Below are 26,503 nucleotides of genomic sequence, written 5' to 3'. Positions count from 1 at the left end.
TTCTTTGTTTATCTGCCCGTAATGACCTCATTCAGTTTGGCCTGACTTGGCTGAACATCTGCATTTTGCTCGGACGCAAAGAGAGTAGTACTCACTACTTCACTATGTACATTTGAGAGCACCATCTATCAAAGGCCTTTTTGAAACAGCCTAAATTAGCGCGAGCTTAGTTCTGCGTGAAGGGTTTCGTTTTTCCAAAAATCCCTCTCGGCAGCTAAGTACTCCTTAGTTGCTGACAAGTAAGGAGTCTATATGACGACTACGGTATCTACGTCCGTACCTACATCTCAAGCTGGTAACACAGCTCCGATAGAGAAAGAAGTAAACCACCCGTTTCTCTCTTTGGTTATCATGGTGATTGTTGCTGCAATCGCAACTTACTTCATCCCTGCTGGTGAGTTTGAACGAGTGGTCATGAATGGCCGCACGGTTATCGACCCAGACAGTTACACACTATTAGCCAGTAACCCAACAACATTAGCCTCTTTTTTCGAATCATTTTTTAAAGGCTTCAAATCCGCTTCTGGTGTGATGGGTGTTGTGGTATTTGTGGGTGGTGCTTTCGGCATTATCAAACACATGGGTTTGTTAGACGCATCCGTCGTTGCGCTGACGACTAAGCTAAAGAAGCAAGGCTTGTACGTGATTGCACCTGTGATCATGACTGCGATCTTCTTCAACGTCACCTTCACCGGTATGCGTGAGCTTGATGTTATTTTTATCTCTTTGATGATCCCTATCTGTATCAAACTTGGCTATGACGCGATAACGGCACTTGGTGTTGTTTTACTGGCAAGTTGTGCTGGTTTTGCTGCGGCGTTAGCTAATCCATTCTTCACAGGTATCGCACACACTATTGCTGAACTGCCTATGTATTCAGGCATGTGGTACCGCTTTATTGTTGGCATGTTCATGTTACTAACGGGTGCTTGGTATGTACTTAACTACGCGCGCAAAGTTAAGCAAGATCCAACCAAAGGTTTGTTGCATGGTACGGGGTACCACTACGAATCTAGCGTTGAAGCGAAAACACTGACTACTCGTGAAAAGCTTGCGGGCATCGCGTTCTTGGGCGTATTCGCATACATGATCTTCGGCACGTTGACGATGGGGTTCGGCTTTACCGAGATTGCGGGTGCATTCGTGGCAATGGCGATCATTCCGGGTTTGGTTGCCGGTTTATCTCCGAACAAGATTTGTGAGTATTGGACCAAAGGTGTTAGCGATGTATTGGTGGCAGTGCTGATCATCTTCTTCGCTCGATCAGTGTTAACCATTATGGAAGACGCGAAGATCGTCGATTCTATTATCTTCTATCTCGCACAGATCATTTCTGGTAGCTCTAAACTCGTGGCAGCGGCAGGGATCTACTTCTCGCAGGCTGCGATCAACTTATTCATTCCGTCTGGCAGTGGCCAAGCTGTGATCACTATGCCAATCATCATTCCATTGGCAGATATTGGTCAAGTGACTCGTCAAGTAGCAGCACTGGCTTCTCAACTGGGTGATGGTATTTCTAACTATATTTACCCAACCAATGGTGGCTTGTTAGCGGTATTGGCTATTGCAAAAGTGCCTTACACTAAGTGGGTTCGCTTCTTCTTACCGCTGTTCTTGTTCTGGTCGGTGGGTGCTTTGATTTCAGTTGTGATTGCTCAAATGATTGAGCTAGGGCCTTTCTAAGGGTTTCTGTTTAATCGAATGCATGGACAGTTAGGGTTTAACTGAGGCCGTGTGAATTACTAAGAAGGCAGCGAATTCGCTGCCTTTTTTCGTTTAAAGAAAAGCTATTACAATGACCAAGATTACTCTTCAAATTGGTAAGAAGAGGGCACCACAATCACGCCTTTCTTTGATATATGAAATCGTTCTGAATCCGCTCTACTATCAATGCCGATTTGGGTTCCATCAGGCACCTTAACGTTCTTATCGATGATGCAGTTCTGAATATGGCAGTTTCGCCCAATCTCAACGTCCTCAAACAGAATACTATCAATCACAATCGCGGCGTTGCTCACTTTGACCTTAGGGAAGAAGATAGAGTTTTGCGCTGAACCGCCTTCAATTACCACCCCATTCGCGATCATCGAGTTGATGAATATCCCTTGGTTACCTTCTACCGAAGCGATGGTTCGTGCTGGCGGCAGTTGCGGATCATAGGTGCGAATCGCCCAATCCGGTTGGTATAAATCAATAGGCGAGGCTGGTTTCAACAAGTCCATATTCGATTGGTAATATGAGTCGATAGTACCAACGTCTCTCCAGTACGCATCTTGGGTCACTCGGCCTTCTTCATCACCAAACTTGTATGCGTAAACACTGTTGCTGCCGACTAATTTAGGAATGATGTCTTTACCAAAATCGTGGCTTGAATTTGGGTCTTCGGCATCCGCCAGTAGCGCTTGTGTTAACACCTCTTTATCAAAGACGTAAATACCCATTGAAGCCATGCTTCGAGTTGGCCTACCAGGTACACATGCAGGGTAGCGTGGCTTCTCGGTAAAATTATTGATCTCGAGAGATTTATCTATCTCCATCACACCAAACTCTTTGGCTTCGTCAATCGAAACCTCCATGCACGCCACGGTTAAATCGGCCTCGTTTTTTTTGTGCTGCTTGAGCATTGGCGCGTAATCCATGCGATAGATATGGTCGCCTGATAACACCACCACATGCTTAGCTTCACTACGAGAAAGCAGATACAGGTTCTGATAAATCGCATCGGCTGTACCGCTATACCAGCTATCACCGGTTCGCATTTGTGGGGGAACATTGGTGATGTATTCGCCGAGCTCGGGGTTAAGCACCGACCAACCATCACGTAAATGTTTTTGTAAAGAGTGAGACTTGTACTGAGTCAGTACCAAAATTTGGCGAAGCCCAGAATGCAGGCAGTTCGCGAGTGTGAAATCGATGATTCGATATTTGCCACCAAAGGGCACCGCAGGTTTTGCACGGTTATCGGTGAGGGGAGAAAGCCGAGAGCCAACACCGCCGGCCAGAACGATTGTTAGAGTGTCTTGCATGGTCAGAACCTCAATGTATTTATGATTATGAACATAGACTTGCAAGCACTAAGCCAAATGTAACTCATTGAATATTAAACGAGGTGAGGTTGATTATTGTAGAACTGCACCAAATTGATGCGTACGAGATATTGGCTTGCTCTATTTTGATCCGAAGAGATCCGGGCAAAGTGAGGGGGCAAATTAACAAGATGACGCACGGAAAAGTTGCATTACAAAACTGTCAATAAAATGAAGGAATAAAGTGACCGGGTCGATATAAATTTACATAAATAATCACAACTTTTCACAAATTGATTTCCATCAATAAAGTAGGGTTATTATATGCTACCTTGCACGCAAAATAAGAAATGATTACTCATTCACCAATAAAGAATTAAGCCCTCAAAAGGAAATTATAATGAAAAAAACAGTATGTGGTATTGCGGTTATTGCGGCTCTTATGTCAACCAATGTTCTTGCTCATAAAGAAGGTGATTTCATCATCCGTGCAGGTGCAGCAACGGTATCTCCAAACGAAAGCAGCGGCCCTGTTGCTGGTAGTTCAAGTACTAAATTCTCTCTAGATTCGAATACGCAGCTTGGTCTAACATTTGGCTATATGTTTACCGACAACATCAGCTTTGAAGTTTTAGCTGCAACCCCATTTTCTCACAATATTTCCGCGACTGGTCTTGGTGAAATCGCTGATACAAAACACTTACCACCAACGTTTATGGTTCAGTATTACTTTGGCACCGCAGAGAGTGACTTTCGTCCTTATGTAGGCGGCGGCATCAATTACACCGTATTCTTTGACGAAGGTTCGAAGATCGATGGACTGAGCGATGTATCACTTGATGACTCTTGGGGCTTGGCTGCTAACATCGGTATGGATTACATGATCAACGACGATTGGTTCTTGAATGCGTCAGTTTGGTATATAGATATTGATACGACGGCCAAATATAATTTGGGCGGCACTGATTACTCTACAGACGTTGATATCGACCCATGGGTATTCATGATCGGTGGTGGTTACAACTTCTAACCCACCGATTCAGTTTACTAAAGGCGCTCAAGCACCAGCCAGCTTGGGCGCTTTTTTTTTGCTTGCTTGTTAATGAAATGCTTACTCCAACTTATTGTTGTTATGGGTAAAGTAAACTGATTGTTGTCATTTATTGTTAATAAAAGAGAAAGATAAGTGTCATGACAGCCTTCTATGATCGCGTTTTAAATCATGGAGGATATATGAATCGTAAATTCAATAAGCTGACACTATTACTGCCTATCGCGGTAAGTTCTGCTCTGGTTGGGTGTTCTCAGTCAACTTCAACGTTGGTAACACCATCAACGACTGTAACATCATCTCAAACGTCACTTGATACTTTTAGCCTCCAATGCCAATCCATTCAACAACCGAACATGACAGATGCCACTGTTTCTGGAATTAGTCTGGTTGGTCGTGCTATTGCTGACGCCCCGTTTGATACTTCTGCAGCCGAAATCGTCAGCTACGATTCATGTACCGACAAGCTTTATGTGGTTAACGCTCAAGCACAGAAAGTTGATGTGCTATCGATGGACGCTGACAGCGCACCAACCTCTGAGGGCTCTATCGACCTTCAATCAGCCGCTGCGGCTTCTGGTATTAATATCGGTGCTGCGAACAGTGTATCGACTCATCAGGGTTTAGTTGCTGTCGCGATTGAAAACGCCGACAAGCAACAAAATGGCATCATTGCTCTGTATCGCTCAGACACGCTAGAGCTTATCACCACATACACTGCTGGTGCATTGCCAGACATGGTGAGCTTTTCTAAGGATGGCCGTTACATCGCATCAGCAAATGAAGGAGAGCCGAATGCGGATTACAGCATTGATCCTGAAGGCTCAGTGACACTGGTGGATTTAACCAACGGTCCGTTGCAAGCGAAAGTGACTCAAATTGATTTTAAGGCATTCAACCAAGGTCAGCCACGCTATGCCGAACTGACAGACAAGGTTCGAATCTCGGCGCCTAATGCAACCGTTGCTCAAGACCTTGAACCGGAATACCTAACGTTTGCTGATAACGGAAAGCTTTACGTAGCCCTGCAAGAGAACAATGCATTGGCAGCAATTGACGTGGCGAGTGCAGAAGTGGATGCGATTCTGGGATTAGGTGGAAAGCCTTGGGATACTGCTCAGTTGGATGCGTCAAACAAAGACAAGAAACTCGGTAATCTACAAAGCTACGCAATGTTAGAAGGCCTTTACATGCCAGACAGCATCACGAACTACAGTGTTGATGGGAACACCTACATTGTGACTGCGAACGAAGGTGATGGCCGTGAATATGGCATCAAGACGACACAACAAATGTGTGATGACAAAGGCTTTGAGTGGGATGGTGACGATTACCAAGGCACCGAAAACTACACCACAGAAAAAGACTTTTGTATTGCTTATATCGATGAAGTGCGTGGTAAGAAGCTAGATGTTGACTCGAACCACCCATTGGCTGGGGCACTCAAAGACAATAAGCAACTTGCTCGTCTTAAAGTGATTAAGCCACAAGGAACACTTGCTGCTGACCAAAAGGTTCAAGCATTCGGTAGCCGTTCTTTCTCTATTTGGGATGAGTCTGGCGAGTTAGTGTTTGATAGCGGTGATGACTTTGCTCGAATCGTTCTTGATCAAGATCCTGAAAACTTAAACAGCACCAATGATAACAACCAAAGCGGTGACGATCGCAGTGATGATAAAGGGGTAGAGCCTGAAGCTATTGAAGTCGCTGAGATTAACGGCAAGCAGTATGCCTTTATTGGACTTGAGCGCCAGGGTGGCATTATGGTTTACGACGTAACGCAGCCTAAGAACGCAAGTTTCATCAGCTATCTAAATAACCGCGACTTTACTCAGCCTGTGTGCACTAAGGTTGATGAAGATGGTGATTGCGACAACGAGACTTACAACTCGAAAGCGGGTGACCTAGGCCCAGAGTCAATCAAGTATTTCACTCGCTCTGGTAACCACTTTATCGCGGTCGGCAATGAAGTGAGCGGCAGCACATCAGTTTATCGCGTTGAGTTTTAATCACGGTTACTGCGTGTAACTAGACTCAACAAAAACAAAAGCGCCACGACTTGTTAAGTCGTGGCGCTTTTTTAGTTTATTGATGGCTTGCTGAAACTAAAATAAACGATAGTAAGTTGTAGGGTTTAGTCGCCGAACAACAATCAGAGAAGAGCAAACATTTTGATGAAAAAATTTCATACCTTCATTTTGGGAAGGTTTAACATAGTAACGTCTCTTCAGCCATGCTCGCTTACTGGTATCAAAAGTTCCTCTAGCGCTTATATAGAAAGCTTGCTTTTTCTGCTGCGTAATAAATATGTTTGTCAAACGACATCTATTCAATGACACACTTTTAAAGAAGTAGGTAAACGTCGATTTCAACTGTTTCCCCATCAGTTAAATGGGGGAGATTAAGTTAATTCATCATAGGTAAGTTCACGATTGCAAAGACTACCGTGATATACGACAGACGTGTTGATAAAAATAGGCACCCTATAGATTTAGCGCTTACGGTTGTTGAATTAACAGTAATATATTCGGGCAACAAATGTACTCCGAAGTTACCTCACCATTTTGTAAATGACCTTTCTAATTTATAAAACAATCATTTGTCGGGCTAAGTGTTGCTGTCTCATATCTCAGTTTAATAACTAGATGATAAGTATTTGTTGCTTAAATGTTAATAAAAGTTAGCGTGGTCTGACCAGGTGGTGGTTAAATTTACACCTTTTTTAGGGAGCTTAAATTTATCGAAGTGCTGTAGCGTTGTTGAATTTAAGGTCTGAAACCGTTTAATAACTAAGGAAAGTTAAACTATGACAACTTACTGTACGCCGTTAGAACAGTTGAAAGCTAATGTTAAAAAGCACCCTGACAAAGTGTGGCTTCATCAACCTGTTGATCGTAAGTGGCATACTTATACATGGTGTGAGGCAGATATCGCGGCACGGAAAGTCGCAAAAGGTTTAGTTGACAATGGACTAGTCGAGGGGGACAAAGTCTCCATCATCGCTAAAAATTCGGCTGAGTGGTACATATGTGACTTAGCAATAATGATGGCTGGTCTGATTAGTGTCCCGATTTACCCAACAGCAAGTTCAGACAACATAAAGTACGTGTTGGAACATAGTGGCGCTAAAGCGATGTTTATCGGCAAGCTTGATGATTCCAAAGAGCTCAGCAAAGCTTTACCTGATTCATTACTTACCATAGCAATGCCTAGTGCTAAAGTTGATTGCAAGCTTGATTGGCGTGCTTGGTTGCCGATGTTAACGCCACTTGAAAATATTAACATCCCCAGCCTTAACGATACGTTTTCGATCATCTACACCTCTGGTAGCACTGGTTTGGCAAAGGGAGTTGAACTTAGTTATTTAAACGTTGCGTCGTCAGCAACATCTGGCAGTGAGATATTTTTTCAACCGGGGGAAACTCGCGTTATGTCTTATCTGCCATTAGCTCATATCACTGAGCGTTGTGTGGTTGAACTTCCATCGATTTATAATCCAGCTGAAGTGTTTTTTACTGAATCAATTGATACCTTCATTGAAGATGTTAAATATGCTCGCCCAACTGCTTTCCTCTCAGTACCAAGACTATGGACTAAGTTCCAGTCTAAAATCTTGGCGAAGATGCCAAATAATCGTTTACAGCTACTACTAAAAATCCCGATTATTGGCCAAATTGTTGCGCGTAAAATACGTGAAAATCTAGGACTTCAAGACACGGTTTTATTTGGGTCTGGTAGTGCACCTATTTCCCCAGAAGTGCTTCTGTGGTTCCATAAGATCGGTATTAGTATCGGTGAAGGTTGGGGGATGACAGAAACGTCAGGCCTATCGTGTAGCAATGTCCCTTTTGATTTCGAGCACCTTGGAACAATTGGAACGCCTCAACCGTGTGTCGAAATGAAATTATCTGAAGAAGGTGAAGTTCTGATCAAAGGGGATGCTGTCTTCTCGGGATATTACGCAAATGAAGAAGCCACCAAAGCCGCTTTTGAAGAGGGTTGGTTTAAGACGGGTGATAAAGCCGAGCTCAATGCTAATGGCTCGTGGCGAATTATTGGACGAGTAAAAGAACAGTTTAAGACGAGTAAAGGAAAATACGTTTCACCTGTACCCATTGAAAGCAGCTTAGGTAGGAATCCAGATATTGAACAAGTGTGTGTTATGGGAATTGGTAGAAAACAACCGATTGCATTAATTGTTTTAGGCGAAGGCACACCTAGTACCGCTGCGCATGTACGAAAAGAACTTAAAGCTACTTTAAGGAAAGTAAACAGAGAATTAGAAGCTCATGAGCGGCTAGATCACCTGATTTTAGTTGAGCTGCCCTGGAGTATTGAGAATGGCTTGCTAACGCCTACATTAAAGCTCAAAAGGGATAAAATTGAAGAGCGTTATGAACACTTACTTAACTTGAATTTACCTTATGAGGTCATCATTGAAAGTAAATTAACAGAGAAAGATAAGTCTTCTAACACTGCTTACTCTAAACGAGTGTCTGCAAGCGCATAAATAATCTAAATTAGACGGAACTAACAATGTCACAGCTATTAAGAAGGACAGACAACTTATCTAAGTTGTCTGTGAATAAGCACAACTATGCATTTGGTTTTTTTAATTGGCCCCAACATATTGAAGAGGACTCATGGTGGCAATCTCCTGATGTTTTAAGTGTTAGCCTTACTGAAAAATTCGAAACTTTTTCTGAAGAACAACTTAAAAAATTATCTAAATGGGAGTGCGTGAATACTTTTAGCCTCAATTATACCGGAGAGTTGGAGTTGATACATGAGGTAAGCCGGATACTGAATAAAGTTACACTAAAAGATGCTAGAGAATATCTTTTTCATTTGATTGATGAAGAAAACCAGCATATGTGGTATTTCCATAAGTTTTGTAAAGACTATACCAATACTGTTTATCCTAATAGAAAGCTTCAATTGGAAAATCCAGTATTAACTCCTTCTGAAGAACAGTTTTTAATATTCGCGAGAATATTGATTTTTGAAGAGATTGGCCACCACTATAATATTGTTAATGCTAAAGATGAGCGTGTTCACCCTTTTGTAAGAGAAATAAATGAAGAGCACTACAAAGACGAATCAAGACATATAGCATACGGTCGTCAACTTCTTGAATACTTGGCTCCTGCGGCGCTTGAAAGTGAGGGAAGCCCTCAAATGTTAGCGAAGCAGCTACAAACATCGATAGATATTAATATTGGAGCACTCTATAACACATCTGCATATCGTGATGCTGGGATATTAGAACCACTGGCACTGAGAAACTGAGCTAATGAATAATCCAATGCGCATCGAATTCCATCGAGAAAAATTATTGAAACATGTCACTCGATTGCTCATCAGGTGCGGTATACCTTTGGAGGAAGCTTATCAATGAGTAATAAAATGGAAAAAGGATTCTTGGAGTTGTGTGAATGGTTACAAAAACGAACAAAATTAAATTCACCAATTGAACACGATATTGATTTAATTAAAAACAAGATCGTAGATTCTCTTGTTTTTGTTGAGTTCTTAATGGTTCTTGAACAGTCAACAGGCTTGATTATTGAAGTCGATGAAACTCTTCATGATAAAGTAAAAACCCTAGCTTCGGTAAAAAAACACTTCTTTGAGGATGAAAATCAATATGTCTAATAAAAGCCAACAGATCAATTTACTCGAACTTATTAAACAACCTCTTTATGATAGTCAAGAATCTATTTTTATAACTGGAGCGACGGGTTTTCTAGGAGGTAACTACCTTTACTGGAAGTTACATACTCCGGGAAAAATATTTGTTCTATCCAGAGGCGATTCTGAGCAAGAGGCACTTTCGCGTATTAAAAATAACTTGAAATCCTGTGCTCAAAGTTATGATCTGCCGGATATCCCAGAAGATGAGTTAGAGCGGAAGCTCGTGTGTGTTCGAGGAGACCTCAAGTCACAAGGATTAGGACTCAGTCAAAAGCAGATAATACAGTTACAACAAGAAAATATAACCGAAATATGGCATTTTGCAGCAAGTTTATCTTATCGTTGGGAAGACCAAAATAAAATTGATGCGACAAACTTAATAGGTACTCAAAACTTACTGGATGTTTCAGAAAAGTTGAAAGTTAAGCGATTTATTTATATATCAACAGCATATACCGCAGGTAAAACTAGCGGGTCAATAAAGGAGCAACTGCATAGCGAGGATACAGAATTTACTAACTATTACGAACAGAGTAAGTGCTATGCGGAAAAGTTAGTTTCACAATATACTGCATCTATGGGGATTGCTTCCACGATAGTTAGACCTTCCATTGTTTTGGGGCCAGTATTGACTCAGCGCAGTGGAGGAACTCGATTTGGTTTGTATGGATTTTTTAATGAGATGTATCAGATCAAATCAACGTTATCTCAGTTAAACCATAAAATTCGACTCGTAGGCGATCCCGAAGCTGTTGGCAATTTTATTCCTGTCGATCAGGTAGTAGCAGACTTACTATATCTACGGTCGATTAACTTTGGTTCACAACCTATTTATCATTCTGTAAACCCCTCAAACTTAAGGGTCTTTGACGTAATTCAACAATGTGAACAACACATAGGGACTGACTGTATTGACATTGTTGATTCTAGAGATAGTGAAACGACAACACTTGAATCAATGTTTGATGGAAGAACAGAGTTCTATGAAGGGTATTATGGCACGTTGAAATCTTTTGAACGTTCATTGCCTCATCATAAGCCAATGTCACTAAATGTTATGGATAACTATATTCGTATGTTTCAAGAAGAACTTGTTCTTGAAGGTAGCGATGATTCGTTTGAACGTCATCAAGTAAAGACTTGGGATGGTAACTTACTAACTGTATACACAATGGGGTCACCTAAAAAAGAGACGCTCATTATTGCTAACGCATATGGGATGCCAGTTGATTTTATGCAACCTCTAGCCTCTCGCTTGTCGCGAGATTATCACGTTGTCACTTGGGATACCCGTTGGGTGCCTGGAATTACTCAAGGTTTTGAATTAGAAAAGTGTCACTCATTAACGCATGCAAGGGATGCGATAAGCCTACTCGATTCCTTCGACGTTAAACAAGCTTCAATGATAGGTTGGAGCAGTGGTGTCCAAGTTACACTGCGAGCCTTGAGTGCATTTCCTTCTCGTTTTTCTTCAGCAGTACTCTTAAATGGAGGGATTTCATTGCAGAAAAGGAAGTTACCAGTAAGTGAATTCGAACAAAGTTTGAAGAGTCTTCTCCCCAAAATTAGCTCGTCTAGAAGAAATGCAGAACTATATTGTCAGTTGATATACGGAAACATCCAAGGAGATGCTGACGATAAAAGAGCAATCAATTCGGTAATAAGTAGCACTGACCCGAGATTAATGGCAATGACAAGCCTACCTTATCAAAACAGTGAAACGTTGTACCGATATGCCAATATGATGAACAACTTATTTAATGAACGAGACGATGCATATACAAGTGATGCTCATCAACCAATGTTAGTTGTTGGTTGTCAGAACGATGAAATCACACATCCTGAATCTGCTGTTGAGCTGTCGAGGTCTTTGAGTAATGGTCGATTGTTAATGTTAGAAGATAGTGGTCATTTTGCTCATTATTATGACAGCTCGCTTGCGGAGTCGATCATCCAATTTATCGCGCAATTTAAAAAGGAGCAAGAAGGTGTTCCAGCTTAGTCTTCGACTTAAGCAAGCTTTTCAAGCACACCGAGAACGACCTGCATTATGGGTAAAAAATGTAACATATACCTATGAGCAGCTTGAAGATCGCGCCAGTCAGTTGGCGCGATCTTTACTCCAGCTAGAGCAACCCAATGCTCTACTATTGGTTGGAAAATCGTTTGACGGTTATGCTTCTATACTTGCTTGCACGTTATCTAAAATAACTTACATTCCTCTCAACAATACATTTCCTGTTGAAAAAATTGCCTCGATTATTCGTACGAGCGGATGCAGTACTTTATTAGTCGATGAAGAAAGCATTGACTTACTAGAGTCTCTATTACCTTTGTGTGATAGGAAGCTGAAAATTATTCGTTCATATGATTTAGCGATAGATATCCATGAGGATAAGATTTTCAAAATAGGTTCTAGGCGTAGTGATCTTACTTCAGGTTGCAATGAACAAAAGTTTGATAATTTGCAGAGTTCTTATGTTTATCTAATGTTCACTTCAGGTAGTACAGGATTACCAAAAGGCGTACCAGTTAATGAGCAGAACTTACTTAGTTATTTAGATGGCATTACTTCACTGTACAACTTCGATCATCTAGATAGACATAGTCAGTTTTTCGATTTTACGTTTGATCTATCGGTTCATGACATTTTTGTATGTTTGACCACTGGTGGGTGCCTATATGCAGCCACTGAGTTTGATAAATTGCTTCCGACTAAGTTTGTTAACACCCACAAGTTAACAGTCTGGTTTTCCACGCCATCAATGGTGACATTTGCGAAGCAGGCAATGGGAGAACGTTTTCAGTTTGAAAAGATGCCAACGTTGAAACATAGTCTTTTTTGCGGTGAGGCTTTAACGGACAGTGTTGTTGAAGACTGGAGTTGTTTGGCTGAAAACTCAACATTGGACAACCTGTATGGGCCAACAGAAGCAACAATTGCGTTTACTTTGTTTAGGGTTAATAGAGACGATGAAGCAGCGCATCCAATAGTCCCAATTGGAAAGCCTTTTGGCCAAAACCGCTGCGTTATTTTGAATGATGAGCTGCTCCCTGCCGAGTTTGGTGAAGTGGGGCAACTTTATTTGACTGGCCCTCAGGTTGTAGACGGGTACTGGACAGATAGTGATAAAACAAACCAAGTTTTTATAGAATGGTCACCATGGAATGATAGCGTTGTTCAACGGCTTTATAAGACCGGAGATTTGGCGAGCTATGACTCTAGTGGCGTAATGTACTTTCATGGACGTGTCGATCATCAAGTTAAGCTCAGAGGCTATCGCATAGAGATACAAGAAATTGAATCATTGATTCGTCGTTTTACTGCTTCAGATAGGATCGTAGTCGTTCCGTACCCTTATGGAGAAAAGGTGTGTACTGGTTTAACTTTGTGTCATAACGAGCTTGGCTTTAGTGCAGAGGATCTAGTTGAACTTTGTCGTTCGTCGCTACCTACATATATGGTGCCCGATACCATCGTTTTTTTAGATAAGATTCCTACAAACAGTAGTGGAAAGTTAGATCGTAGAGCCATTATGGAGATGTTGAAAGCCAATGAATAAAGTTTTTAACGCTACTCAATCATGTATTTTTTGTCAGATTAATCGTGATCAATCTGCTCATTTCCTCATTGCGAAGTCTAACTGTTTGATAGCTGTACTTGACATACATCCGATAACGGAAGGTCACTTACTTATTCTCAGTAGAAGTCACGTTTCTCATCTTGAAGAGCTAAATGATGATGAATACAAGGAGTTGTTCTTGTTCGCTAAGAAGTTGGGGCTGAGAGTTATCGAGGCATTTGATGATGTCAATGATTATACATTGGTGGTAAACAATGGAACATATTCAGGACAGCATATTCCTCATGCTCATATTCACTTAATTCCACGACGGAAATGGGACAACATTAATTTTTACTGGCGATTACTTACAAGGTTTATTAACCCGACCGTTTCAAAAAGGCGCTTGCTAAAAGTGTCTCAAAAACTGAAAAGTCATTTTTGAAGTCGACGACTGTTTGTATCAAGCGAAACGCAATGATAGAGACAGGGTAGAGAGCAGTTCTGATAGAGATACAAAAACGTGTTTTCAGCGAACAAGCAGCAAATAAAGAAGGGATCTGCAATCTATTTCTAGTTACAGGTCCCTTCTTTATTCAATGTCAATTATGACGTGATGTTTGTTATTGCGTAAAGCCTATGGCTGTTGCTTAGTTGGCGCTAGAGCAATTTCACGGATACAAACGTTCTGTGGTTGCTGGTAAGCGAATGATACCGCGCGAGCAATATCGTCAGCTGCCAGTACGCCGCCCATGTCTTCTTTCCAAGAATCGTAACCGTCTTTGATCTCTTGAGAGGTAGTGTGCGACAGAAGCTCAGTTTCTACAGCGCCCGGTGCGATAGTCGTAACACGAACATTTGAAGCAGCCACTTCTTCACGAACGTTCTCAGAAATAGCGTGTACCGCGAATTTAGTACCACAGTAAGCTGCGTGGCTTGGGAATGTTTTCTTACCTGCGATAGAGCTGATGTTGATGATAGTACCTGTATTACGTTCCATCATCGGAGCAAGTACAGATTGCATGCCGTTTAGAAGACCAATTACGTTCACGTCGAACATTGTCTTCCACTCTTGAGCGTCTTGAGTATCGATTTGACCAAGAAGCATTGCACCGGCGTTGTTGATAAGCGCGTCTACAGGGCCAAATTTCGCTTCACCTTGTGCGATTGCTGCATCAAAAGACGCTTTGTCTGTTACGTCTACTTTCACTGATAGTGAGTTTGGTAGGTTCAGCGCTTCAAGGCGGTCAACACGACGAGCTAAAAGTAGCAGAGGGTGACCTTCATCGCTTAGACGACGAGCGATTGCTTCACCAATACCAGAGCTTGCACCTGTAATTACGATTAGTTTTTTCATTTTATTTCCTCTGTACTTTTATTGCGTCGGTTGGCTACGACGTGCTGTTTAAATGCATTCGAATCAAGTGCTTGTTGCCTTGTTTCGTTGCGATGGAGGTATATTAAGGAAAATAGCATTGTTGATATATAGCGCTTTACTTGAAACACTGTTGCTGTAGTGCAACAATAAAGATGTTCACTTTATAGATTTATAGCGTCATAACTCTATAGCTTCATCACTTTTTAATTTCACAAGTAAGCTGGCGACCATGCTCAATCAAATTAATCTGTCAGATATTCGCTCTTTCGTGCTTATCGCTCGTTTAGGTAACTTCACTAAAGCAGCGGAGGAGCTTGATGTGTCTCGTTCCCACGTATCACGCCAAGTAAGTAGCCTAGAAAAACAGATGGGAGTGACATTGTTTATCCGCACTACTCGAACCTTGAGATTGACGCACGCAGGGCAAGATCTATACGCGAGATGCGAACAAGCCTTAGATAATATAGACCAAGCGTTGATTGCTGCTGTGGACGATGTCGAAGAAGTGCGTGGCGACATAAAAGTAAATTGTGTCGGGGGTTATCTTGGTGAGGTGATCATCGCGGATCTGGTCAATGAGTTTATGCAGCTTTACCCAGACATCAGTATTAGCCTTGATTTCAGTAGTAACCGAATCGACCTGATTGAAGACGCGTTTGATATCGCTTTTCGCATGGGAAGCTTAGAAGACGCGGGCTTTATCGCAAGAAAGCTATTAGACATCGAGATGGGAACACTCGCGAGCCCAGAGTACTTTGCTCGTAAAGGAAAGCCTAGTCACCCCAAAGATCTGATCCACCATGATTGCTTAACGGGCTCTGTTCGCAAGTGGAGCTTTCAAGCGCTAGATGACACCAAGAAAACGGTCGATGTGCATGTGACAGGTAGGCTGCAATGTAAAAATGGGCGAGTGTTGGTGCAGGGCGCGAAGTCGGGCAACGGAATTATTCGTGTACCAACCATCTATTGCTTGCAAGAACTGAACGACGGGCAACTGCTGCAAGTATTTGAAGAATGGGTGGTGCCTAAGGTCGACTTTTCAGCGATCTACCATCGAGACCGCTATCAACCGAGCCGAATTCGAACCTTTATTGATTTTGTAAAAGGTCGCTTTGAGCAAATGCCAGTGAGCTAAATAGTGCGTACTTTTTACGCCTTGCGTTTTTTGGCAATAGTTGGGCTGGCTTGGGCTTACATCTCGTCGATTTCGTTTTGTAGGTTTTCCAGCTGGTCTAGAATCAACAAGAACTTCTCGCCGAACGGCGTCACTTGGTACTCAACTCTTGGTGGCAGTTCGTTGAACATCTGCTTATCTAAAATCCCAAACTCCACATTTCGCTTCAAGCATTCATTCAATACCTTGGTCGATAACCCTTCAACCGAGCGCACCATTTCACCGGGGCGATTAATGCCGTTTGCCAATAATTGGTAAACCGTTAGCGACCATTTACAGCCGTAGATGGTTTCTACCATGCGAGCTGAGCGCTCTGGTGCCGATTTTCTTGAAAAAAAGTTTTCCTGATTTTTCATAAAGATGTACCAATAAGTACCTACCTAACCGATTTGTACTTACTATTCATAGTGTTAGTTCAAAGCCTAAGATTACCACGTTCACATGACTTAGGAGATAACAAAATGAACTTCACTAAAAATGGTATTGCAGTAGTAATCGGTGGCACAAGCGGTATGGGCTTTGAAACAGCGAAGCAATTAGTCGCTCAAAACATCCATGTGTTGGTTGTCGGCAATAACCCAACTAAGTTAGATAAAGCGGTGTCAGAACTTCAATCACTAGGCCCCGCTTCTGGTTGGCAAGCTAACCTTTATGATGGTGCGAGTGTGTCTCGCCTTATCGAACACCTTGAGTCGTTAGATGAAGGTATTGGTTACCTTGTTAATGCTGCAGGTTATTTCAACCCTAAAGCGTTTATTGAGCACCAAGAATCTGATTACGAGCAATATATGCAGCTGAATAAAGCAACCTTCTTCATCACTCAAGCGATAAGCAAATTGATGATCAAGAACGGCGGTGGCAATGTGGTTAACGTTGGTTCTATGTGGGGTAAGCAAGCAATCAAAGCGACGCCATCTTCTGCCTATTCAATGGCTAAAGCTGGTTTGCACGCATTAACCCAACACATGGCCATGGAACTGGCTGAGCATAATATTCGTGTGAATGCCGTGTCTCCAGCAGTGGTTAAAACGCCGATTTACGAATCTTTCATTAAACCTGAAGAAGTGGATCAAGCGTTAGAAGGCTTCAACGCGTTCCACCCTATTGGTCGAGTAGGTTTGCCGAAAGACATCGCCAATAGCATCTCTTTTCTATTGTCAGACAGTGCAGATTGGGTAACGGGTGCAATCTGGGATGTTGATGGCGGTGTGATTGCTGGCCGCAATTAATTAGGATTCTTTTCAGGTGGCTGTCGCGTAGGCAAAATAGCAGCGAGATGGCCTCCTTGATGAGTATTCGCGTAGAATAGAAACTAGAAAGACAACAATAATAATTAAAACGATAACAAGAGTAAGGTCGCCATTATGTTCAACATGGACTTTTCAAAAAAGCTGGTTATTGAAACCGAATCATTAGACTGGATTGCAAGCCCTGCCAAAGGGGTATGGCGCAAACCGCTTGAAAGAGAAGAGAAAGAATCAGGTCACACGACCAGCGTGGTGAAGTACGATCCTGAATCTTCGTTTTCTGAGCACCCGCATCCGCAAGGCGAAGAGATCTTCGTATTAGAGGGTGTTTTCTCTGATGAAACTGGAGACTTCCCTGCAGGTACTTATATCCGTAATCCGCCGGGCAGCGCGCACTCTCCATCAAGCAAAAATGGCTGCACGATTTTGGTTAAGCTAAACCAGTTTGACGTGAGAGACTTAACTCAAGTTCGCATCAATACGCTAGAAACGGAATGGCTTGCAGGTATCGGCGGCTTACAAGTGATGCCACTGCATGAATTCGAACACGAGCATGTCGCTTTAGTTAAGTGGCCAGTTGGCGAACGTTTTCAGCCGCATCGTCACTTTGGCGGTGAAGAGATCTTTGTGTTGTCTGGTACCTTTAAAGATGAACATGGCGAGTATCCAAAACACACATGGATGCGTAGTCCTCACATGAGTGAGCATTTCCCTTATGTGGAAGAAGAGACGGTTATCCTAGTGAAAACGGGGCACTTGCCATTGGGTTAAAGGAATGCTCAATATAAAGATGAGAAAGCCGCATTGTTTTGAACAAGCGGCTTTTTTTAGTTTTTATATATGAGCTAACTAGTAAGCGACACCAATACGCTGACGTGGGAACTTACCAGCTTCGAGTTCATCAATCATCGCAATAGCGTAGTCACTAACGGATATTTTGCTGTTGCCATCTTCGTCGGTGATCAGTTGGTCTCCACCAGTACGGTAGGTCGATAGTTTCTCACCCGGGAATATTTCTGCCGCTGGGCTAATGAACGTCCAATTAACCTGGCTATCAGACTGTTTGAAGGCTTCGAGCGCTTCTCCTTGTGCTAGCGCTTCATTTTTGTAATCCGCTGGGAAGTCAGGAACGGTAACTAACGGTACGTTTGGCGCCACTTCTAATGAGCCTGCACCTCCTACCCAAAGTAGACGTTCGATGCCAATGCTTGGCAATGTATCAAGCAACTTAGCTGCTGTGTTTTTTACGATGTCGTGATTGCCTAGAGCGCGTCCACCAATCGAAGCAATTACCGCATCAACGCCTGAGAAAGCGGTCGCTAGACTTGCCGCTTCCTCTTGTAAATCAAATGAACGAACTTCAACATCGCTGATTTCTACGCGGCTTGCATCTCTTACAACAGCAACAACTTCGTGTCCGCGAGATTGAGCTTCTTGAGCGATGTGGCTACCAATCCAACCTGATGCGCCTAATACTGCAATTTTCATAATGTCTCTCCAATTATCTAATTTATTGAGTCTGTTTCTCGACAGCTATTGCAGTCTAATAGCTCACTAAGTTGCGATAAATATCGTAAAATGATGTAGATTGTATCTATACAGTTATCTAATAGGCTTGGTTAAGTCGGTAAGGGAGAGTGTGATGGACAGGTTGACGGCGATGCGTAGCTTTGTTGAAGTCGCAAATTGCGCCAGTTTTACTCAAGCAGCAGAGCATTTGGACATGAGCCGTTTACAGGTTTCACGGCATGTTCAAGAGATCGAAGGGTGGTTAAAGCAGAGGCTATTACACAGAACAACTCGAAAGGTGAGTTTGACGGCGGCAGGGGAAATCGCATTACAACGCTGTGAGAAAATACTCCATGAAACGGCGGAGCTAGAAGTCACTGCACTTAATCAAACCGATGCTCTTTCAGGTGTGATTCGCATAGCTGCACCCATTGGTTTGACTCAGCACATGTTGTTGGGTGTGGTTGAACAATTCACGGAGCTTCATCCTAATATCACGGTAGAGCTATTTGCTTCTGACCATTTTGCTCAGCTGGTGGATGATAGAATCGATATTGCGCTGCGCTATACCGATCAACCTGACGATAGTTTGATTGCTCGAAAGCTAATGGAAATTGATTCGGTGGTGTGTGCCTCACAAGACTACCTAGACAAACACGGTGAACCTGAAACGGTTGAAGCGCTCCGACAACACAATTGTTTTCGTCATTTGAGTGTCTCTAAGTGGGATTTTGTTAAGGATAACCAACATTATTCGGTTGAGGTGTCGGGGACTATTAAGGCCAACGATGTTGGGGTCTTAGCTCGCGCCGCACAGCATGGCAAAGGGGTTGTTCGATTACCTTGTGATTTAGCGAATCCGTTGATTGCAGAAGGGAAGTTGAAACGAATTTTGGATGATTTTGTTTCACCGAGTAGTGTGCTTTGGGCGGTGTACTTGTCTCGCAGTTATCAGCTGCCTGTTGTTCGTCAGTTCATTGATTTTTCAGCAGAAGCTTGGTCTAGCGATATCAAATCTGGAGACGTTTAAGCTTACATCGCTCATAACTTGTCTCGTCCTAAAATAGAACCAAATAAATATATAAGCCCATAAATACAAAAATCCGATATCAAAGGTGATATCGGATTTGAACTCAATAATTCAGAGTTCCAGCACGCTCTCCTCTCACGAAGTCTTTACATGTAATGATGTACGGATAATCGGGTGTCTATCGCCTTTTCGTTAATGTCAGGTAAAGGTCGATACAAGCTTCTGGTAATGTCCGTCAATACTTGGTCGTATACTTTTGAAACGACGGTTGATATATCGCTTGTTAATTCGTACATGCTATCTGCCGGTTGAGTTGCTTCGGTACTTGATGCGATCTCGGTGAGTGCATGCATCGCACGTGTACAAATCGGTGACCCGCTGCTTATAGGACAGATAATCGATAATTGGTTAAGTTTTCTGTGTGTCTGAGAGGCGTAGAATTTGAATCTCGCATACTCTTCTGGCTTCTCCATATCCGCCTTTTCTATTCCAGGGATAGACATTCTAAGCTTGGTCAAGATCTCCATGCAGTCCAAGATCTGTTGCCAATTCATATGGTATTCGCTACTCATGTCTTCTCGTTCAGATTGGATCAGCCAGATGATCATGACTTCATCCATCAAGAACATGCAGTGGCGAATGGTTTTACCGTGAATAGATTGGTTACGCACCAAGCTACGGTTTTGCCAATCGCTGTGCATTGCGATGAGTTTTAGATGGTAGATGCGATACATAGGACGGCTATCAAACGACACATGAGATTGAAGCAGTTCAGACACCTCAAGTATGTTGTCGTAAATCTCATTCACTTTGCGAATCGAGTCGCTAGACAGCTTATAACCAAGAGCATAATGCGTTGCGGCGCGATGTTTGCGTGATAGCAGCAATAGTTCTCTGAGTAGAACTAAGGTTTCAAACCTATGTGATAGCGCCGTTTGTCTCTTTTTGGAAAAATGAAATAGGGCAGCAAGTACTGCTATGGATAAACCAACTGAAATAATTACAAACATATTTAACTCCTAATATGTGCATACCTACTTAGTGGTAGTGCAGACACCGTGCCAAAATCAATAAGTGTTATATTTCAGTGGTTTATGTTTTTTCTCTATTTATGGATGATCAATGATGGTGCATGATTTCACCATTCGAGTGAATGTTTCTCATATTTTGCAGGATTTTTTGAGAGGTTACGCTTTTCTTGTGATTAGGCTGGGGAGGTTTCGATAGGTAGGGACACTTCGGCGATCAATCTCTAGTTCGTCTCAAAGTACGGAAATTAAAAAGGCCTCATTCTTTAATGCTATTAACTAGAAACAGCATTAAAAAGTGAGGCCTTTCAATATTTACTAGCGATCCAATTATCGCCAGCGCGGGACACTGACGATTAAACGTTACGCAAGCTTAAGGTCGAACTCAGTGCGGTACATCACCATATCTTCAATGGTCAGTACTGGCATGTTGTGCATTTTACCGAAAGCAACGATCTCTGGCGCTTTTGCCATCGTGCCGTCTGGATTGGTTACTTCACACAGTACGCCTGCTGATTGAAGACCTGCCATTTGCATAAGATCCACAGTGCCTTCTGTGTGACCGCGGCGAGCAAGTACACCACCTTTGCGAGCACGCAGTGGGAATACGTGGCCAGGGCGAGCAAGGTCAGTAGGCTTAGCTGTTGGGTTTGCAGCTGTCTTGATCGTTGTTACACGGTCAGCGGCAGAAACACCTGTTGTTACGCCTACTTTTGCTTCGATAGTCACCGTAAACGCAGTTTGGTTTGCGCTGTTGTTATCAACAACCATAGGTGGAAGTTCAAGTTGATTTGCTTGCTCGTCGGTTAGACACAGGCACACAATGCCGCTGCATTCGCGGATCATAAGCGCCATCTGAGCATTGGTTAGGTGTTCTACTGAGTAGATGATGTCGCCTTCGTTCTCGCGATCTTCATCGTCAAGTAAAAGTACGCCACGACCTTCGCGTAGAGCTTGCAGTGCGTTTTCAACGCGAGTGATTGGTTCGCCAAATTCGGCAAGTAATGAAGACTGATTCATGGTTAAACTCCTAAAATATCACCAGAATCAGGGCTGTATGAGGGATCTCAACCGAGCACAACAAAGCCTACTTATTACAAGTAGCTTGTACCAATCGTAGTAAACAACTGGTCATTCTAGCTGGTTAAAACCCTTGATAACGGCGTTAGAATTTTTGACTGTAGAATAACTACTTATCGAAAAATTTTGCCTTGTTCTCAAGCGTTTTTCCTTCGCTATCTCTGATCATTTATTTACTGTGATTGGTATTAGCTCATTATGGTTTTATCCAAAACGAAATGCACCCGTCTAAGTTGGAGGAATGAACCCAATAAATGGGCATGCCTTTCCAACTTAAACGAGTGTGTTTTCATTCTCTCTCATCCGGACTATGACCGTCGGCTCTGGCATCTCACCAGATCTGCTGACCTCGACGAATCGAGCGCTCGCGGGCTTATCTTTAGATTTTGCTAAGGACATACCGCCGGTGGGGAATTTCGCCCCGCCCTGAGAATAAAAATTAATAATTTGTTTTGCTTTGAAAGCAGACCAGATGGTAATCCTTTCAATAGTGGATTTAAAGGACTGACAGCAAAGTTTTTTAGATTCTGCTCTTTGAATGCGGTAAGTGCTCATTTTATCAACGAAACAGACATCACTTGGTTTGCATACACAGTTGTGCGTAGATTTTTGATGTTTGAAAGAGTTTTCATGTGTCTATGAACATGAGTGTGTGTCCAATTCATATCGTTGATAAAGCAAATGTTTATCAAATGAATGCTAACGTGGCTTAATAATTCAATATTGTTACACCATGACGTCTTACTGACCGTTTTGACATAAAATTGATATTAGCGCTGCTAAGCTGCGATAGCATCCGGACACTTTATCTAAAAGATCTTAGCCATGACTTCTCTGTTCTCTAACAAATCCAAAGGCTTATTACTTCTCGTTCTAAGTTTGTATTCTCTCGTACCTTTTTTGATCTTTGGATCGAACTTTGACCTTGGAAGTGCGGTTTTGCCTTTCTATGGTGCCTTCATGACGTTCGTGACGTACTCAGCAGGCAATCAAGGATTCTTCGTAACGCTAGCTGTTTTGTCTCTGGCATTGCTCACGATGAAGTTTTCCAAAGCTAAGCTAGTCAGCCTGTGTCTTCAGCTTGGCCTGTTGTTGGTTCTTAGCTTTGCAGCGAAAACCTTCTTAAAGCATTCAACAGAAAGCCCTCGACCTTATTCTGAGTATTTGGTGACGCAAGAAGTTGTCGAAATGCCAGAAGTGTTTTATGAACTGCCACTGGTAGAAAAGAACGCAGCGATTGCATCTGTGCAAGATAAGGTGAGTGAGTGGCGAACGCGCCACTGGTTGGGTGAGACTGACTATTCTTTCCCATCTGGACACATGATTTTCGTCGGTGTGTGTTTGGCGTTCTTCGGTGGATTGTTTTTAGAAGCGAAGCGTTTTTATTTGGTAGGTGGTTTACTGGTTTGGGCTGGTGGTGTCGCTTACAGCCGAGTTTGGCTTGGCATGCATCGCCCAGAAGACTTAGCCGGGTCTATCGCTTTTGCAGGTCTTATCTATTTATTGGTGCCGCTTATCTCAGAGCAAAAAATAGAACGCTATTTACCTGCATTTTTGAAACAGACTTCTTAGGGATCCTTCCTCACTCCGAAAGAGGGCTCAGATTAGCAATACGTGATAAACGTTATTGATTTAGCCCTAGTTCTGCTTGTTTCTTTTTGGTTAGCCCTAATGAAACAATTCGGTGTGATTCAGTGAGGTAGTATATCAGCTCCTCATCCCTTTCTGATGTGCTTTCAAAAAGCTGAATCCACTTCATTCCGCGCGAAGCAAAGTAGGGAGCAGGTTTATAGCCCAGTTCTTCTTTCAGAAAGTCGAAGTTCTGATCGGATGCCTTAAAGATAAACGCAGGCTCATCGCTAGGCCCCCAACCACCAATCGCAAACACCTTCCCACCTACTTTCCAAACGTGAGAGTTATTCCACTGCATCACATAACTGGTGGCAGGTAGTGACTCGCAGAATGCATTGAACTCGTCGTATGTCATAGGAGTGTCCTTTCAATAGATGGGTGTGTTGGAACTGTGCTTATTTCTTTATCAGCGTTTTCGTTATGAACTAGCCAGCTAAGCCCTGCCAGATAGCAGTAAAGCCACTGATAGAACATAACAATAAAGAACCGATACGTATCTTCTCTTTTGGAATGCTTTGCGTGGTCATTAACGCCACTTTGTAACCCAACCAAGCCGCAGGAAGCAACGGGATTGTGATAATCAAATGGTGCATCGTGAAGAAGCCAATTGGGATCTGTACCAGTAATGAAATGATAGAACTAAACACGAAAAACGCAGAAAGGTTACCACGAAGTTGATTGGCATCTTGGTGCTGAAGTAGTAACGCCATTGGTGGACCACCAATACCTGAACTGGTGCCAAAGAATCCTGAGAAGAATCCAGCAATGCCCATCTTGGTCGGTGTTGGCTCTAACCTAAACGGCAGCAAGCTGACAATCACCGCAAATACCACTAATAAGCCTAACCACAGAGACAACACGCTCGTTGAAACCATCACTAACAAAGCACCACCTGCAATCGACCCCGGAATGCGTCCAAGCAGTGCAATTTTTAATCCGCCGATAGAAATGTTTGCTCGGTGTTTAAACGCATTGAATATAGAAATGAACAGGCCAACGAGACAGATAGGCGCGGGTACGTAGTCAGGTGAGACTAAAAACAGCAGTGGGGCTGCCACAATAGCCAAGCCAAAGCCGATTGCGGTTTGCACAAACGAGCCGACAAAAATGAGTGCCATCGCGATAAGTACTGTCTGATCTATGTATTCCATAAGCCTGCGGATTAGTTTTAAAGGAGCTAACGAATACTATAAATTAAAACGAAAAGAATAGTCTTATTATTCAGTGAGGTTTATGCAAATATCGACCTTTATTATTGTCGATATAACGGGCAACGAAAAAGAGAGCGAATACCTCAGGATGTTATCCTTCAATACTCACTCTCTTTATTGGAATGACTGTTGGTTTTTAGCTGATGGGGGAGTCAGCGTTAAACGTTAAGCCATTGCCAATTTCAGGCGTTCAATAGGCTTGTCATTAATTGGTAAGTGGATAAGCGCAGCCGCAAATGCCAGTATCACTGTTGACCACCAGATTGGCTCGTAAGATCCATAGTAATCGTAAATACGACCACCAACCCAAGCGCCTAAGAAACTACCCACTTGGTGAGTAAAGAACACCAAACCGTACAGAGTAGATAGGTAACGCGCACCGAAGATCTGACGAACTAGTCCAGAGGTGAGTGGTACAGTTCCTAACCAACAGAAACCAATCGCCGCACCAAAGATAGCAGCCGTTGATTCAGTTACTGGAAGAGTCACAAACGCACCAATAACTACAGTACGAACTAAGTACAGTGCCGACATTACATGACGCTTGCTGAACTTATCGCCCATCACACCCCAGAAATAAGACCCGAAGATGTTGAAAATACCCACATAAGCCAGTGCCATTGCAGCACTGCTCGCGGGTAGGTTTTTGTCGGCTAAGTAACTCGGTAAGTGCGTCGCAATGAACATCACGTGGAAACCACACACGAAGAAGCCTGCGTGAATTAACCAATAGCTTTTGTTCGCAAACGCTTCAGACAGCGCTTCTTTTAGTGTCTGAGTGTCTTCTATTTGTTTATTGGTTGCCGACTTCGGCGCTCGCATAAACAGGGCAAAAGAGATCATGAAACAACAAAGCACGCCAAATACTTGCATCGCACTTTGCCAGTCGAATTCGTTCAACATGTATTGTGCGCCTGGAATCACAGCGAACATGCCAAACGAACCTGCTGCTGTGGTTAAACCAAATGCCTTAGCCGCGTGCTCTGCAGGTACTACTTTTGCTACTGCACCTAACACGATCACATAGCTTGTCGCACTCAATCCGAGGCCAACGAGTGCGCCCAATGAAACGTAAAGCATGCTTGATTCGGTAGAAATTGAGGTAAGAAGTAAACCCAAACCGTAAGCACATGCGCCAGCAATAATGATGCGTCTTGCTCCCCATTTGTCTGCGGCCATACCCACAAAAGGTTGGAACACACCGAACAGCAGGTTTTGTAGAGCAATAGCGAAGCTGAAAAACTCTCGCCCCGTGCCGAAATGCTCTGAAATTGGCATCATGAAAATGCCGAATGATTGTCTGATCCCTAGACTGATAATAAGTGTGCCGATCCCAAGCCATACCAGTAAAGGAAAACGGAAAATGCTCATTCTAATACTCTTAAATTAATGGTGGTGATGTGAGTGGTCTTGCGCTGACATGTGTTGGTCAGTCATCTCATGGTGATGTTCGTGTCCAGAATGCTCATGCGCTGACTGCTGGTGGCATCCACTGCTCACGGCATGCTGAGCCAAGAGATCAATCAATGGCTGACTGTGATGCACAATAATCAAACTAATGACGAGGAATAGCGTCATTCGGGCCAGTTGGGCAAAAAGAGATTGTGAAAACATAAGGTGTTTACATGCGCTCAATGTTGTAAGAAGTCGCGCATCATAATGACGAGTAGTGTATGTATCAAATGACCTTTTGTGATTTAGTCTATGCGTTTTATGCATAGATTTAAGCATCGTTAGAATTAGAGCGAAACGTGACCAATAAATAGGAAAACTCGAAGCTCACTCATTCAGCGATAGAAACATGCAATTAATAATGAGAGCCTGACTTCAGGTTTTTAACTATCTGTTTAATTGAAGATTTCACAAAACTGTAAAAACTA

At 42.8% G+C, this 26,503-nt stretch carries 24 protein-coding genes and 1 riboswitch; of the genes, 14 read left to right on the top strand and 10 right to left on the bottom strand.

Annotated elements, in window-relative coordinates; genetic code table 11:
* The first annotated feature begins 252 nt into the window (after window positions 1–252).
* The gene (locus tag DUN60_RS23660; RefSeq protein WP_004733003.1) at window positions 253–1,683 is read left to right on the top strand and encodes a YfcC family protein; all 1,431 of its coding nucleotides are present in this window, start codon (window positions 253–255) and stop codon (window positions 1,681–1,683) included.
* Between the two features lie 122 nt (window positions 1,684–1,805).
* Here DUN60_RS23660 and glgC read toward each other — a convergent pair whose 3' ends face one another.
* On the bottom strand, window positions 1,806–3,026 hold the full coding sequence (gene glgC, locus DUN60_RS23655) for a glucose-1-phosphate adenylyltransferase (protein WP_114635648.1): 1,221 nt from the start codon (window positions 3,024–3,026) through the stop codon (window positions 1,806–1,808).
* Window positions 3,027–3,426: 400 nt separating this feature from the next.
* Between glgC and ompW the strand changes: the two genes are divergently transcribed.
* The 8 genes from ompW (at window position 3,427) to DUN60_RS23615 (ending at window position 13,779) form a co-directional block, all read left to right on the top strand.
* Window positions 3,427–4,056 carry an outer membrane protein OmpW gene (gene ompW, locus DUN60_RS23650; protein ID WP_048611623.1) on the top strand — a complete coding sequence of 210 codons (630 nt, stop codon included), beginning with the start codon at window positions 3,427–3,429 and terminating at the stop codon, window positions 4,054–4,056.
* Window positions 4,057–4,259: 203 nt separating this feature from the next.
* Window positions 4,260–6,086 (top strand): choice-of-anchor I family protein, encoded by a 1,827-nt coding sequence (locus DUN60_RS23645; protein ID WP_114635647.1) that lies wholly within the window; start codon window positions 4,260–4,262, stop codon window positions 6,084–6,086.
* Window positions 6,087–6,883: 797 nt separating this feature from the next.
* Window positions 6,884–8,587: an AMP-binding protein gene (locus tag DUN60_RS23640; protein ID WP_054546283.1), complete on the top strand. Its 1,704-nt coding sequence runs from the start codon at window positions 6,884–6,886 to the stop codon at window positions 8,585–8,587.
* Window positions 8,588–8,613: 26 nt separating this feature from the next.
* The gene (locus tag DUN60_RS23635; protein WP_208638366.1) at window positions 8,614–9,366 is read left to right on the top strand and encodes a diiron oxygenase; all 753 of its coding nucleotides are present in this window, start codon (window positions 8,614–8,616) and stop codon (window positions 9,364–9,366) included.
* A gap of 105 nt (window positions 9,367–9,471) precedes the next feature.
* Window positions 9,472–9,732 (top strand): hypothetical protein, encoded by a 261-nt coding sequence (locus tag DUN60_RS23630; protein WP_032555445.1) that lies wholly within the window; start codon window positions 9,472–9,474, stop codon window positions 9,730–9,732.
* A complete protein-coding gene (locus tag DUN60_RS23625; protein ID WP_114635646.1) occupies window positions 9,725–11,773 on the top strand; it encodes an alpha/beta fold hydrolase in 2,049 nt (682 codons plus the stop codon). The genes DUN60_RS23630 and DUN60_RS23625 overlap by 8 nt, the downstream gene beginning before the upstream one ends.
* Window positions 11,760–13,334 carry an AMP-binding protein gene (locus DUN60_RS23620; protein WP_162808249.1) on the top strand — a complete coding sequence of 525 codons (1,575 nt, stop codon included), beginning with the start codon at window positions 11,760–11,762 and terminating at the stop codon, window positions 13,332–13,334. The genes DUN60_RS23625 and DUN60_RS23620 overlap by 14 nt, the downstream gene beginning before the upstream one ends.
* Window positions 13,327–13,779, top strand: a complete 453-nt coding sequence (locus DUN60_RS23615) for an HIT family protein (protein WP_054546286.1) — start codon at window positions 13,327–13,329, stop codon at window positions 13,777–13,779. Before DUN60_RS23620 ends, DUN60_RS23615 begins: the two co-directional genes overlap by 8 nt.
* A gap of 192 nt (window positions 13,780–13,971) precedes the next feature.
* Here the strand turns inward: DUN60_RS23615 and DUN60_RS23610 are convergent, their stop codons facing one another.
* Window positions 13,972–14,691: an SDR family oxidoreductase gene (locus DUN60_RS23610; RefSeq protein ID WP_010433036.1), complete on the bottom strand. Its 720-nt coding sequence runs from the start codon at window positions 14,689–14,691 to the stop codon at window positions 13,972–13,974.
* Between the two features lie 250 nt (window positions 14,692–14,941).
* Here DUN60_RS23610 and DUN60_RS23605 point away from each other — a divergent pair, with 250 nt between their 5' ends.
* A complete protein-coding gene (locus DUN60_RS23605) occupies window positions 14,942–15,847 on the top strand; it encodes a LysR family transcriptional regulator (RefSeq protein WP_114635644.1) in 906 nt (301 codons plus the stop codon).
* A 56-nt stretch (window positions 15,848–15,903) separates the two neighbouring features.
* On the opposite strand, the gene DUN60_RS23600 is transcribed toward DUN60_RS23605, so the two are convergent.
* Window positions 15,904–16,242: a winged helix-turn-helix transcriptional regulator gene (locus tag DUN60_RS23600; RefSeq protein ID WP_004733017.1), complete on the bottom strand. Its 339-nt coding sequence runs from the start codon at window positions 16,240–16,242 to the stop codon at window positions 15,904–15,906.
* A gap of 105 nt (window positions 16,243–16,347) precedes the next feature.
* On the opposite strand from DUN60_RS23600, the gene DUN60_RS23595 reads away from it, so the two are divergent.
* Both DUN60_RS23595 and DUN60_RS23590 read left to right on the top strand, forming a co-directional pair.
* Window positions 16,348–17,115 (top strand): SDR family NAD(P)-dependent oxidoreductase, encoded by a 768-nt coding sequence (locus tag DUN60_RS23595; protein WP_114635643.1) that lies wholly within the window; start codon window positions 16,348–16,350, stop codon window positions 17,113–17,115.
* Between the two features lie 135 nt (window positions 17,116–17,250).
* Window positions 17,251–17,904 carry a cupin domain-containing protein gene (locus tag DUN60_RS23590; protein WP_114635642.1) on the top strand — a complete coding sequence of 218 codons (654 nt, stop codon included), beginning with the start codon at window positions 17,251–17,253 and terminating at the stop codon, window positions 17,902–17,904.
* A gap of 78 nt (window positions 17,905–17,982) precedes the next feature.
* Here DUN60_RS23590 and DUN60_RS23585 read toward each other — a convergent pair whose 3' ends face one another.
* On the bottom strand, window positions 17,983–18,621 hold the full coding sequence (locus DUN60_RS23585) for an NAD(P)-dependent oxidoreductase (protein WP_114635641.1): 639 nt from the start codon (window positions 18,619–18,621) through the stop codon (window positions 17,983–17,985).
* A gap of 154 nt (window positions 18,622–18,775) precedes the next feature.
* On the opposite strand from DUN60_RS23585, the gene DUN60_RS23580 reads away from it, so the two are divergent.
* Window positions 18,776–19,672 carry a LysR family transcriptional regulator gene (locus DUN60_RS23580; RefSeq protein WP_114635640.1) on the top strand — a complete coding sequence of 299 codons (897 nt, stop codon included), beginning with the start codon at window positions 18,776–18,778 and terminating at the stop codon, window positions 19,670–19,672.
* A gap of 146 nt (window positions 19,673–19,818) precedes the next feature.
* On the opposite strand, the gene DUN60_RS23575 is transcribed toward DUN60_RS23580, so the two are convergent.
* Entirely contained in the window at window positions 19,819–20,682 is an 864-nt protein-coding gene (locus tag DUN60_RS23575) for a hypothetical protein (protein WP_114635639.1), read from the bottom strand.
* A 381-nt stretch (window positions 20,683–21,063) separates the two neighbouring features.
* Entirely contained in the window at window positions 21,064–21,720 is a 657-nt protein-coding gene (ribB, locus tag DUN60_RS23570) for a 3,4-dihydroxy-2-butanone-4-phosphate synthase (RefSeq protein ID WP_004733029.1), read from the bottom strand.
* 347 nt (window positions 21,721–22,067) lie between these two features.
* Window positions 22,068–22,218, bottom strand: a riboswitch (FMN riboswitch).
* Window positions 22,219–22,605: 387 nt separating this feature from the next.
* Between ribB and DUN60_RS23565 the strand changes: the two genes are divergently transcribed.
* Window positions 22,606–23,352, top strand: coding sequence for a phosphatase PAP2 family protein (locus DUN60_RS23565; protein WP_114635638.1), 747 nt, complete (start codon window positions 22,606–22,608; stop codon window positions 23,350–23,352).
* A gap of 52 nt (window positions 23,353–23,404) precedes the next feature.
* Here the strand turns inward: DUN60_RS23565 and DUN60_RS23560 are convergent, their stop codons facing one another.
* From DUN60_RS23560 to DUN60_RS24630, 4 genes are all read right to left on the bottom strand, one after another.
* Window positions 23,405–23,767 carry an MmcQ/YjbR family DNA-binding protein gene (locus DUN60_RS23560; RefSeq protein WP_114635637.1) on the bottom strand — a complete coding sequence of 121 codons (363 nt, stop codon included), beginning with the start codon at window positions 23,765–23,767 and terminating at the stop codon, window positions 23,405–23,407.
* A gap of 70 nt (window positions 23,768–23,837) precedes the next feature.
* Window positions 23,838–24,563: a sulfite exporter TauE/SafE family protein gene (locus tag DUN60_RS23555; protein ID WP_017075912.1), complete on the bottom strand. Its 726-nt coding sequence runs from the start codon at window positions 24,561–24,563 to the stop codon at window positions 23,838–23,840.
* 225 nt (window positions 24,564–24,788) lie between these two features.
* Window positions 24,789–25,994: an MFS transporter gene (locus DUN60_RS23550; RefSeq protein WP_114635636.1), complete on the bottom strand. Its 1,206-nt coding sequence runs from the start codon at window positions 25,992–25,994 to the stop codon at window positions 24,789–24,791.
* A 15-nt stretch (window positions 25,995–26,009) separates the two neighbouring features.
* Complete coding sequence (locus DUN60_RS24630; RefSeq protein ID WP_167409376.1) at window positions 26,010–26,237, bottom strand: hypothetical protein; 228 nt, start codon at window positions 26,235–26,237, stop codon at window positions 26,010–26,012.
* Window positions 26,238–26,503 lie beyond the last annotated feature (266 nt).

Origin of the sequence: Vibrio splendidus, from assembly GCF_003345295.1 — a bacterium.
GTDB classification, from domain to species: domain Bacteria; phylum Pseudomonadota; class Gammaproteobacteria; order Enterobacterales; family Vibrionaceae; genus Vibrio; species Vibrio splendidus_K.
This window is presented reverse-complemented; position numbering and strand designations above follow the sequence as displayed.